Raw genomic sequence first — 10313 nt, 5'->3', positions numbered from 1 at the left:
CGGTGAAGAGCGGCGTGTTTAGCCACCCTCGAATTTCGTGTCAACCCGTTCTTTTTACTCAAGAAATCAGTCAACGCCCCGCCCCGGAGGGCGGAAGGAGCGGCGTCTCTAAAGACCGCTTGGCTCCGTGTCAATCGGCTCTTTCGAAGAAGAAACCGGTCGACGTTTCCGGCCCGAGGACCGAAGGAGCGGCGTCTCTAAGGACTGCTCTTTTCCCTGTCAACCCGCTCTTTTTACTCAAGAACTCGGCCGACACAAACCGCCCGGAGGCGGCGGGAGCGGCGTCTCTAAAGACCGCCTCTCCCGATGTCAACCAGCTCCTTTTGGGAAGAACCGGTCCCGCCGTTCAAATCGTCCGGCGGCGACAAGGGAGCGCGTATCTAAGGCCGCCGCCCCTTTGAGTCAACAGCGCCGCCCGTTACCGAGGCGCGGCCGGCTCAAACCTCCGCGATTTCAACGCCCGGAGGCTCGCCGCCCTTCGCCGTCGCCAGGTGGTGCAGGACGATTCCGCTGGTGGTGGCGACGTTGAGGGAATCGAAGCCGGCGCTCATCGTCACCGCCGCCGTGGTGGTGCGGGCCAGAATCGCGACCGGCAAGCCGGGCCCCTCGGCCCCGAACACGGCGGCGACTCGCGGCGGCCTCGGCAACCGTTCCAGGGGAATCGCGCCCTTGGGGCTGAGGGACACCGTCTCGAATCCATGGGCGGCGAACAGGGCGGCCGGGTCCGCCCCCGGCTCCAGGCGCGCGAAGGGCGTGATCAGGCTGGCGCCCACCGCGACCCGGATGGCCTTGCGGTAGAGCGGGTCGCAGCAGCCCTGGTCGAGAATCACCGCGTCGGCCCCGAAGGCGGCGGCGTTGCGGAAGATGCCGCCCATGTTGTCGTGGTTGCCGATTCCCATCAGGCACACCGCCAGGGCGCGGGGGCCGCATCCGGCCAGCAGCGATTCCGCCGACGGCTCGTGGCGACGGCGGCCCAGGGCCAGCACGCCGCGATGCAGATGGAAGCCGACCACGGCGTCGAGAACCCCCTGCCCCGCCGCATAGAGCGGCGTGTCCTCCGGGAACTGGGCGATCAGCGGGGCCAGGGCGGCGATTCGCTTGTCGGCGATCAGCAGCGACAGGGCCTCGCAGTCCCGCGAGCGGGACAGGTTGTGCAAGACCACCTGCCCCTCGGCGATGAACAGGCCCTGGCGGCCGACAAGGTCGCGCTCGCGGACGTCGCGATAGGGCGCGATTCGCGGGTCGGCGGGATCATCGATGAAGACGGGCGCGCGCATGCGCCGTGGATAGGCCGCCCGGCCGGGCCGCGCCAGGGTCGGGATGCAGCCGAAACCCCTTCATGGCCATCTTCAGCGCCTCCCAATGAATCCCGCATCGAAGGCGTAGCGCGGGCTCATGCGCCCATGAACGGCGAGACAGGGAAGGTCTTGCGGCGCCGGCCGTCGCCCGCTGGAGCCGTCGATCTCGACGCCGGCCCCGTCGATGACAGCGCTTACCTACTGTTCGCGGCTATTGGTTTCGGTGCGGGTTTCGATGGAGCGAACCGGCCGGCGCGCCAGCGCTCGACCGCCGCCGCCCTCCTGATGCGCGGGTCCGCCCAAAGCAGGATTGACTCGACAACGGCCCCGGTTGTGGTGGATCGATGAACGCCGACGCCATGCCGACAGTCCTCACCATCGAAGACGACGAGACCACCGCGCGCGAGATCGTGGCGGAGTTGGAGCGCAGCGGCTTTTCCGTGGAATGGGTCGCTGACGGCCGCCAGGGCCTGATCCGCGCCGTCAGCGGCGATTTCGACGCCATAACCCTCGACCGCATGCTGCCGCGCCTGGACGGCCTGACCATCGTCACCGTCATGCGCAACGCCGGCATCGCCACGCCGGTGCTGATGATCAGCGCGCTCAGCGACGTCGACGAGCGCGTGCGCGGCCTGCGCGCCGGCGGCGACGATTACATGACCAAGCCGTTCGCCTCGGAAGAGCTCAGCGCCCGGCTGGAGGTGCTGATGCGCCGCCGGAACGGCGCGCCCCGCCAGACCGCCGTCCTGGCCGTCGCCGACCTGGAGATCGACCTGATCAGCCGCTCGGTCCGCCGCGCCGGAGCCGAGGTGCGGCTGATGCCGACCGAGTTCAAGCTGTTGGAGTTCATGATGCGCAACTCCGGACAGGTGCTGACCCGGACCATGATCTTCGAAGCCATCTGGGGCTACCACTTCGACCCCGGCACCAATCTGATCGACGTGCATCTGGGACGCCTGCGCAAGAAGGTCGACACGCCCGGCCTGCCGGTCCTGATCCACACCGTCCGCGGCTCGGGATACGCCCTCCGTGCGCCTGAGTGAGCTCTGGCGCACGACGCCGTTCCGTCTGACCCTGGTCAACGGCGCGGTGTTCGCCGGCGGGGTGATGGCCCTGCTGGGCCTGATCTATTGGCAGACCGCCGGCTACATGGCCTGCCAGATGGACATCATCGTGGTGGCCGAGGCCCACGCCCTCGTACAGGGCGACCCGCAGGACCTGCCCGACCGGGTGCGCCGCGCCGTCGCCGTCGACGAGCGGGCGGTCGAGTATTACGGCCTGTTCTCGCCCCAGGGGGCGTGGATCGCCGGCAACGTCCGCCGGCTGCCCGCCCGCGCCCAGATCGACGGCGAGCCTCGCGAGTTCAGGCAGGAAGGCTTCCAGCCCGGCGCGCGGGCGCTGGTGCAACGGCTGCCCGACGGCGAGCTGCTGTTCGTCGGCCATGACGCCAAGGTGCTGACCGGCCTGCGCGCCATCATGGTGCGGGCCCTGATGATCAGCGGCGCGGCGATCATCGTCCTGGGCCTGGTCGCCGCGGCCGTTCTCAGCTTCGCCCCGCTGCGGCGGATCGAGACCCTGCGCGAAGCCAGCCGCGAGGCGCTGAAAGGCAAGCTCGGCGTGCGGCTGCCGGTCTCGCGCCGCGCCGACGAGATCGACATGCTGGCCGGCGTCGCCAACGCCATGATGGACGAGACCGAGCGGCTGCTGTGGGAGGTCAAGAGCGTCGGCGACAACGTCGCCCACGACCTGCGCACGCCGCTCACCCGCCTGCGCGCCCAGCTCTATCGCGTGCAGCAGGAGGCCAGGCTCGACGGCGCCGACCGCGAGATGATCGACCGGGCCCTGGCCGAAACCGACGGCCTGCTGGCCCGCTTCCGCGCCCTGCTGCGCATCGGCGAGATCGAGCGGCGCGACCGCCAGGCCTGTTTCGGCGCGGTGCGGCTGCAGACGGTGCTGGAGCACGTGCGCGAGCTGCACGAGCCTTCGGCCGAGGATCGCGGCGTCACCCTGGAGACCGACATCGCCGCCGACGCGCCCGAAGTGTCGGCGGACGCGACCCTGCTGTTCGAGGCGGTGAGCAACCTCGTCGACAACGCCTTGAAGTTCACGCCGGCCGGCGGCGCGGTGCGCCTGCGCCTGCTCAACCGCCCGGCCGGGCCGAGGATCGAGGTGGTCGACGACGGCCCCGGCGTTCCCGAGGGCGAGCGCGAGGCGGTGCTCAAGCGGTTCTACCGCTCGCAGCGCACGCGCACCGAGCCCGGCTCGGGCCTGGGCCTCAGCATCGTCACCGCCATCGCCCGCCTGCACCACTTCCGCCTGGCGCTGGAGGACGCCCGGCCGGGCCTGCGCGTCGCCCTCGACTGCTGGCCCCGCGGCCTGGAGGCCTGAGCCGTGCACATCCTCTACGTCCCCCATCGCGCCCGCGACGACTACCTGATCAACGCCCTCGGCGAAGCCGGCCATGTGGTCGAGGCCGCCGCCGACCACGGCGACGGCGTGTTCATGATGTCGGGAGGCGAGTACGACCTGATCGTCCTCGACCAGCCGACGCCGACCGCGCGGCCGCTGAAACGCATCGTCGAGGGCGCCCGGGGCGCGCTGCTGGTCCTGACCGTCGACGCCTCCACCCCGGCCGAGCGGGCCAGGGCGCTGCGCTGCGGCGCCGACGCCTGCTTCGTGCGGCCGATCCACTTCATGGAGATGGAGGTGCGTATCGAGGCGCTGGCGCGGCTCGGCCCGCGCCGGGGCGGCGAAAGCCGCGACGGCCTGACCCTGGAGGCGGCCCAGCGGCTGGTGCGCAGCGACGCGATCAGCCTGCCGCTCAGCGTGCGCGAATACGGCCTGCTCGACTATCTGGCCCGCCACCCCGGCGAAGTGCTCAGCGTCGACCGCATCCAGGAAAGCGTCTGGGGCGAGGCCAGCGAGCCGAGGCCGGACCTCGTCCGCACCAACGTCTCGCGCCTGCGCGAGCGGCTGGAGCGCGCCTTCGGCCGCCCGTTCATCGCCACCGTGCGCGGGCACGGTTATCGCTTCGATCCGCCCTGACGCGCCGTTTCATGCCGCCGCGCGGCAACATGAACGGATTTTCATCTGCATGACACGGCGGTTTTAGCCGGGCGGGCGCATGACGCCGCAGCGCAGCATCTGCGTCGACCTCGCGCGCGGTTCCCCCCAACCCACCCGCGCGAGGTCCTTTTCCTGCAAGTCGGGAGCAGGCCCTTTGAATTCGATCGTCCGCGTCGCGCTACAGCGCCCCTACACCTTCATCGTGATGGCGTTGCTGATCATGATCTTCGGGGCGCTGGCGGCTCTGCGGACCCCGACCGACATCTTCCCCGACATCCGCGTGCCGGTGATCGGCGTGGCCTGGCAGTACACCGGCCTGTCGCCCTCCGACATGTCCGGACGGATCATCACTCCTTATGAGCGGGTGCTGAGCACCACGGTCAACGACATCGACCACGTCGAGAGCCAGTCCCTGCCGGGCATGGGCATCGTCAAGATCTACTTCCAGCCCGGCGTCGACATCCGCACCGCCACCGCCCAGGTGACCTCGATCTCGCAGACCGTGGTCAAGCAGATGCCGGCCGGGACGACGCCGCCGCTGATCCTCAACTACAGCGCCTCGACCGTGCCGATCCTCCAGCTCGCCCAGTCGAGCAAGACCGCCTCCGAGCAGAAGCTGTTCGACCTCAGCCAGACGGTGGTGCGGCCCGGACTGATCAGCGTGCCCGGCGCGGCCATCCCCTACCCCTACGGCGGCCGCATCCGGCAGGTGCAGATCGACCTCGATCCCCAGGCCCTGCAGTCCAAAGGCCTGTCGGCCCAGGACGTTCAGAACGCCATCGCCGCCCAGAACCAGATCCTGCCGGCCGGCGCGGTGAAGATCGGCCCTTACCAGTACAACGTGAAGCTCAACGACGCGGCCGAGACCATCGAGGAGCTGAACAACCTGCCGATCAAGACCGTGGGCGGGGCGACCATCTACATTCATGACGTCGGGCAGGTGCGCGACGGCGCCCCGCCGCAGACCAACGTCGTCCACGTCGACGGCGCGCGGGCGGTGCTGTCGACCATCCTCAAGAACGGCTCGGCCTCGACCCTGGCCATCGTCCAGGGCATCAAGGACCGCCTGCCCCTGCTCAAGGAGCAGCTGCCGGGCGACTTCCAGATCACGCCGCTGAACGACCAGTCGCTGTTCGTGAAGGGCGCCATCGAGGGCGTGGTGCGCGAGGGCGTCATCGCCGCCGCCCTGACCAGCGTGATGATCCTGCTGTTCCTGGGCAGTTGGCGCTCGACGGTGATCATCGCCGTGTCGATCCCGCTGGCCATCCTGGCCGCCGTCGCCGCCCTGTCGGCCATCGGCCAGACCATGAACATCATGACCCTGGGCGGCCTGGCCCTGGCCGTCGGCATCCTGGTCGACGACGCCACGGTGACCATCGAGAACATCAACTGGCACCTGGAGCACGGCAAGGACGTCAAGACCGCCATCCTCGACGGCGCCAATCAGATCGTCGTGCCCGCCTTCGTGTCCCTGCTGTGCATCTGCATCGTGTTCGTGCCGATGTTCATGCTGAAGGGCGTCGCCGGGTTCCTGTTCGTGCCGATGGCCGAGTCGGTGGTGTTCGCCATGATCGCCTCGTTCATCCTGTCGCGGACCCTGGTCCCGACCATGGCCATGTACCTGCTCAAGCCGCACGACACCGAGCGGCTGGGCTACGAGCACGAGGCCGAGCACGGCGGAACCGGCCGGCCGTCGCGCAATCCCCTGGTCCGCTTCCAGCGCGCCTTCGAAACCGCCTTCGGCCAGTTCCGCGAGAGCTACCGCAACCTGCTGGCCATGGCGCTCAGCCATCGCCGGGTGTTCGTCGTCGGCTTCATGGCGGCGGTGCTGGTCTCGTTCGGGCTGGCGCCGTTCCTCGGCGGCAACTTCTTCCCCTCGGTGGATTCCGGCCAGATGACCCTGCACGTCCGCGCGCCGGTCGGCACCCGGCTTGAGGACGCCTCGGTGCTGTTCGGCAGGATCGAGGACGCCATCCGCGAGACCGTCCCGGCCGACGAGATGGGATCGGTGGTCGACAACATCGGCATCGCCAACAGCTCGATCAACATGATCTACAACAACTCGGGCATCATCGGCCCGCAGGACGGCGACATCTTCGTCAGCCTCAAGGCGAACCACCATCCGACCGCGGGCTACGTCAAGCGTCTGCGCGAGAGCCTGCCCCGCCGCTTCCCCGGCTCGACCTTCTCGTTCCTGCCGGCCGACATCATCAGCCAGATCCTGAACTTCGGCGCCCCGGCCCCCATCGACCTGCAGGTCGCCGGCCCCAACGCCGTCGCCAACCGCGCCTACGCCGACATGCTGATGCGGCGGCTGAAGGCCATCCGCGGCCTCGCCGACGTGCGCATCCAGCAGCCCGAGAACTCGCCGCAGCTGCGCGTCGACGTCGACCGCTCGCGCATGGCCCAGCTCGGCCTGACCGAGCGCGACGTGACCAACAGCGTCGTCACCTCCCTGGCCGGCAGCGGCCAGACCGCCCCGACCTTCTGGCTCAACCCCAAGAACGGCGTGTCCTATCCCATCGTCGCCCAGACGCCGGAATATCAGGTCAACTCGATCTCGGGCCTGGAGAACCTGCCGGTGACCGGCGGCTCGCCCCAGGCCGGCGTCCAGGTGCTGGGCGGCCTGGGCGTCATCAAGCGCGAGAGCGCGCCGGCGGTGGTCAGCCACTACGACATCCAGCCGGTGATCGACGTCTTCGCCACCACCCAGGGCCGCGATCTCCAGAGCGTCACCGGCGACATCCAGAAGATCCTCAAGGAAACCGCCAAGGACCGGCCCAAGGGCTCGACCATCAATCTGCGCGGCCAGGTGGTGACCATGAACGCGGCCTTCTCGGGCCTGTTCTTCGGCCTCGCCACCGCGATCATCCTGATCTACCTGCTGATCGTCGTGAACTTCCAGTCGTGGCTGGACCCGTTCGTGATCATCACCGCCCTGCCCGCCGCCCTGGCCGGCATCGTCTGGGTGCTGTTCGCCACCGGCACCACGCTTTCGGTGCCGGCCCTGACCGGGGCGATCATGTGCATGGGCGTGGCCACCGCCAACTCGATCCTGGTGGTCAGCTTCGCCCGCGAGCGGCTGGAGGCCACCGGCGACGCGGTCCTGGCCGCCGTCGAGGCCGGCTTCACCCGCTTTCGTCCCGTGCTGATGACCGCCCTGGCGATGATCATCGGCATGGCCCCCATGGCGCTCGGCCTCGGCGAAGGCGGCGAACAGAACGCCCCCCTGGGCCGCGCCGTCATCGGCGGCCTGGTCTTCGCCACCGTCGCCACCCTGATGTTCGTGCCGGTGGTGTTCAGCATCGTTCACGGCCGCAAGGCCGCCGTCCCCGTCGCCGGACCGCAAACCGGAGAGTCCTATGCCTGACCAGTCCGACCCGCTGCGCCATCAGGCGCCGCGCCACCTCAAGCTCGCCGGCGTCGTCGCGCTCTGCGCCGCCGGCCTGGTGGTCGGGGCCGGCGTCATCACCCGCGTCCACGCCGACCAGGGCCTCAAGGACTGGACCCGCGCCCAGTCGGTCCCGACCGTGACCCTGGTCTCGGCCGGCGCCGGCGGCGACCAGGCGCTGGTGCTGCCCGGCGACGTCCAGGCCTTCTCCAACGCGGCCATCCACGCCCGGGTGAGCGGCTATCTCAAGCGCTGGTACGTCGACATCGGAACGCGGGTGAAGGCCGGCCAGCTTCTGGCCGAGATCGACACCCCCGACCTCGACCAGCAGGTGATCCAGGCCCGCGCCGACCTCGCCACTGCCGAGGCCAACCAGCGGCTGGCCGAGACCACCTCGAAGCGCTGGGCCGGCCTGCTGGCCCAGGACGCCGTGTCGCGCCAGGAGGCCGACGAGAAGGCCGGCGACCTGGCCGCGCGCTCCTCCGCCGTCAACGCCGCCAAGGCCAACCTCAACCGGCTGCTGGCCCTGGAATCGTTCAAGCGCATCACCGCGCCGTTCGACGGGATCGTCACCGTCCGCTCGACCGACATCGGCGCGCTGATCGCCGCCGGCAGCCCGTCCGACGCCCCGCTGTTCACCGTCGCCGACCAGCGCCGGCTGCGGATCTACGTGCGGGCGCCGCAGAATTATTCGGCGCTGATCCGGCACGGCATGACCGCCGACCTGGCCGTGCCTGAATATCCGGGCCAGACCTTCAAGGCCATCGTGGTCGGCGACGCCCAGGCGGTCAACGCCCAGAGCGGCTCGCTGCTGGTCGAGCTGCAGATCGACAACGCCGACGGCCGCCTGAAGCCGGGCGAATACGCCCAGGTCAGTTTCAACATGCCCTCGGCGACCGCCGCCACGGTGATCCCGGCCACCGCCATCCTGTTCCAGCACGGCGGCCCCGCCGTCGCCGTGGCGGGACCGGACAGCCGCGTCTCGATCCGGCCGATCGTCATCGGCCGCGACATGGGCGCGACGGTGCAGGTGGCCTCCGGCCTCAAGCCCGCCGACCGCGTCATCGACAACCCGCCGGAATCGCTGGCCCAAGGCGATCAGGTCCATATCGGGGCCGTGAAGGGAGCGGGGGCCGATGCGCGCAAGGGCTGACCTCGCCGTCGCCGCGGCGGTCGCGGCCCTGCTGTCGGCCTGTTCGTCGGCGCCGCCCTACCGGCCGCCGGTCGTCGCGCCGCCGGCCGCCTTCAAGGAAGCCGGCCCCTGGACGCCGGCCGCGCCCGAGGCCGGCGCCGCTCCGCGCGGCGCCTGGTGGCGGGTCTATGGCGATCCGACCCTCGACGATCTGGAGGCCAGGGCGGCCAAGGCCAATCCGGGTCTCGCCGCCGCCGTCGCCGCCTACGACCAGGCCCGCGCCTACGCCGCCCAGGCCAGGGCGGGCCTGCTCCCCGAGCTGGACGGCGCGGGCTCGGCGGTCCGCAACCACCGCTCGGACCACGCGCCGCTGCGGGTCGGCGGCCCGGACGACTATTCCAACATCCAGGTCGGGGCCTCGCTCAGCTACGAGATCGACCTGTGGGGCCGCGTGCGCGGCCAGGTGGCCGCCGCCGGCGCCCAGGCCCAGGCCAGCGCCGCCGACCTGGAATCGGTCCGGCTCAGCCTCCAGGCCGAGCTGGCCGACGACTATCTGGCGCTGCGCGGCCTCGACGCCCAGGAGAAGCTGCTGGTCGACACCGTGGCGGCCTACCAGCGGGCGCTGGAGCTGACCGAGATTCGCCACGCCGGCGGCGCGGCCACCGCCATGGACGTCGGCCGGGCCCAGACCCAGCTTTCGACCGCCAAGGCCCAGGTCTCCGACGTCGCCGCCCAGCGGGCCCTCTACGAACACGCCATCGCCGCCCTGGTCGGCGAGCCGGCCTCCAGCTTCGCCCTGGCGCCCCGGCAGGCGCGGCTGACCCAGCCCCGCGTGCCGGTCGGCGCGCCTTCCGCCCTGCTTCAACGCCGTCCCGACGTGGCCGCCGCCGAACGGCGCGCCGCCGCCGCCAACGCCCAGATCGGCGTCGCCCAGGCCGCGCGCTTCCCCGCCCTGACCCTCAGCGGCTCGGCCGGATGGCAATCGGCCGGCGGCGTCGACCTGTTCTCGGCGCCGAACACCTTCTGGATGCTGGGGCCCCAGCTGGCAGGGGCCATCTTCGACGCCGGCCGGCGCAAGGCCGGCGTCGAGGCGGCGCGGGCGGCCTACGAGCAGGCGGCCCAGACCTATCGCGGCGCCATGCTGGCGGCGTTCCGCGGCGTCGAGGACCAGATGGCGCTGTCGAACAAGCTGGCCGACGAGGCCAAGGACCAGGACGACGCGGTAGCAGCGGCCCGGCGCACCGAGGCTCTGGCCATGACCCGCTATCGACAGGGCGCGGCCAACTACCTGGAGGTGGTCACGGCCCAGACCGCCGCCCTGCAAGCCGAACGCTCCGCCCTGGCGCTGGAGACCCGCCGCCTGCAGGCCAGCGTCGATCTCGTCCGCGCCCTCGGGGGCGGTTGGCGCGACGTCGAAGGCGCCTGA

At 70.6% G+C, this 10313-nt stretch carries 7 protein-coding genes; 6 read left to right on the top strand and 1 reads right to left on the bottom strand.

The annotated features are described in order from the left end of the window. Window positions 1–437: 437 nt before the first annotated feature. A complete protein-coding gene (locus tag C5708_RS12025; RefSeq protein WP_242921412.1) occupies window positions 438–1277 on the bottom strand; it encodes an RNA methyltransferase in 840 nt (279 codons plus the stop codon). 365 nt (window positions 1278–1642) lie between these two features. Here C5708_RS12025 and C5708_RS12020 point away from each other — a divergent pair, with 365 nt between their 5' ends. The 6 genes from C5708_RS12020 to C5708_RS11995 all read left to right on the top strand — a co-directional run bounded on the left by C5708_RS12020 (window position 1643) and on the right by C5708_RS11995 (window position 10313). After that, window positions 1643–2341, top strand: coding sequence for a response regulator transcription factor (locus C5708_RS12020; RefSeq protein ID WP_242921409.1), 699 nt, complete (start codon window positions 1643–1645; stop codon window positions 2339–2341). After that, window positions 2328–3686 (top strand): HAMP domain-containing sensor histidine kinase, encoded by a 1359-nt coding sequence (locus tag C5708_RS12015; protein WP_242921407.1) that lies wholly within the window; start codon window positions 2328–2330, stop codon window positions 3684–3686. Before C5708_RS12020 ends, C5708_RS12015 begins: the two co-directional genes overlap by 14 nt. 3 nt (window positions 3687–3689) lie before the next feature. Next, window positions 3690–4343, top strand: coding sequence for a response regulator transcription factor (locus tag C5708_RS19545; RefSeq protein WP_242921406.1), 654 nt, complete (start codon window positions 3690–3692; stop codon window positions 4341–4343). A gap of 175 nt (window positions 4344–4518) precedes the next feature. Beyond that, entirely contained in the window at window positions 4519–7734 is a 3216-nt protein-coding gene (locus tag C5708_RS12005; protein WP_242921404.1) for an efflux RND transporter permease subunit, read from the top strand. After that, entirely contained in the window at window positions 7727–8908 is a 1182-nt protein-coding gene (locus C5708_RS12000) for an efflux RND transporter periplasmic adaptor subunit (RefSeq protein ID WP_242921402.1), read from the top strand. The genes C5708_RS12005 and C5708_RS12000 overlap by 8 nt, the downstream gene beginning before the upstream one ends. Continuing rightward, entirely contained in the window at window positions 8892–10313 is a 1422-nt protein-coding gene (locus C5708_RS11995; RefSeq protein ID WP_242921400.1) for an efflux transporter outer membrane subunit, read from the top strand. The genes C5708_RS12000 and C5708_RS11995 overlap by 17 nt, the downstream gene beginning before the upstream one ends.

It is taken from the genome of Caulobacter sp. CCUG 60055 (assembly GCF_022750545.1).
Lineage (GTDB): Bacteria > Pseudomonadota > Alphaproteobacteria > Caulobacterales > Caulobacteraceae > PUIC01.
This window is presented reverse-complemented; position numbering and strand designations above follow the sequence as displayed.

Bases quoted from the DNA above. Each gene is read 5' to 3' on its own strand.
- C5708_RS12025 (WP_242921412.1), bottom strand. From the start codon at position 1,277: ATGCGCGCGCCCGTCTTCATCGATGATCCCGCCGACCCGCGAATCGCG.
- C5708_RS12020 (WP_242921409.1), top strand. From the start codon at position 1,643: ATGAACGCCGACGCCATGCCGACAGTCCTCACCATCGAAGACGACGAG.
- C5708_RS12000 (WP_242921402.1), top strand. From the start codon at position 7,727: ATGCCTGACCAGTCCGACCCGCTGCGCCATCAGGCGCCGCGCCACCTC.
- C5708_RS11995 (WP_242921400.1), top strand. From the start codon at position 8,892: ATGCGCGCAAGGGCTGACCTCGCCGTCGCCGCGGCGGTCGCGGCCCTG.